Origin of the sequence: Corallococcus sicarius, from assembly GCF_003611735.1 — a bacterium.
Taxonomy (GTDB): Bacteria; Myxococcota; Myxococcia; order Myxococcales; family Myxococcaceae; genus Corallococcus; species Corallococcus sicarius.
Window position 1 is genome coordinate 1 of the sequence record NZ_RAWG01000643.1, and the last position, 1,178, is coordinate 1,178.

The window sequence follows — 1,178 nt, forward strand, 5'->3', positions numbered from 1 at the left end:
ACGGGGGGGGTGCTTCCTGCTCGCCCCTCGGTGGAGCGTGGCGGTGTCCGGACGACAGGAGGTGGACACGAGCCTTGCGGTGCGGCGATGGCTGCACTAGCCATCCGGAAACAGAGGGCGACGGCGCCGACCGCTCGGGTCCTCTGATGAGGAATCCATGGCCCAGCGCCGTCCGACCCGCAGTCCTGCTTCCCCTGGTAGCTCCACGTCCCGCGCGCCGGGCAAGGCCGCTGCGAAGCCTGCAGTCCGGGCCACCGGCGGCAAAGCCTCCCCGGCGGTGAAGAAGGCTTCTTCCGCCAGCAAGGTCGCTCCCGCGCGTGGGGCACCGACGGTCGCGAAGTCGAAGCAGGCCGCGAAGGCGCCTGCCGCGAAGTCGAAGCAGGTGGCTCCTGCCGTCAGGTCGAAGGTGGCGGTCCCTGCCGCGAATTCGAAGCCGGCACCGGCCGCGAAGGCGCCTGCTACGAAGTCGAAGCCGGCACCGGCCGCGAAGGCGGCTGCTACGAAGTCGAAGCCGGCCCCCGCTGCGAAGACGCCTGTCTCGAAGGCAGCCGCCGCGAAGACTTCTGCCGTGAAGGCACCACCGGCGAAGTCGCAGCTGGCATCAGCCGCGAAGACACCCGCGACGACGACGAGCCCGGATGCAGCTCCTTCGGAGCACGAAGCGAAGACGCCGCCACGGGCTGCCGCTTCGAAGCGCTCCACGAAGAAGGCCTCGGCGGAGACGGGCGCGACCTCCGAGAGCACCACCGGAACGACCACGGCTGCTCCCGCGAGTACCGCCGAGGCCCGCACGTCCGACTCAACTCCCGCGAGCCCCACCGTCGCAGCTCCGGCCGACGTGACTCCCGCGAGCACCGGGGACACCGCCACGTCCACACCGTCCCCCGCACACACCGGGGACGCGGCCTCGTCCGAAGCATCGCCCTCGAACAACGCAGCCGCGACCGAAGCCACTGCCGCTCCGTCGGAAGACACCCCGGCCCGTGGCTCGAAGCGAAAGGCAGCCCGCGGAGGCGCAGCACCCGCGCCGGAAGAAGCCCAGGCTCCCCAGCCCGTCGCTCCAGAACCCGAAGCCCCCGGCAAGTCGAAGCGCGCAGGCAAGGGCGCGGCACACCCCGTTGCCGCCGAAGCGCACAACGCGGATGCTCCCGCCGCCTCCGAACCGTCGAAGCCCGCCC

1 protein-coding gene is annotated in these 1,178 nt (G+C 71.7%); it reads right to left on the reverse strand.

Features of this window, described 5'->3' with window-relative positions:
• Positions 1-96: 96 nt before the first annotated feature.
• A complete protein-coding gene (locus D7X12_RS41445; protein ID WP_120630575.1) occupies positions 97-954 on the reverse strand; it encodes a hypothetical protein in 858 nt (285 codons plus the stop codon).
• Positions 955-1,178 lie beyond the last annotated feature (224 nt).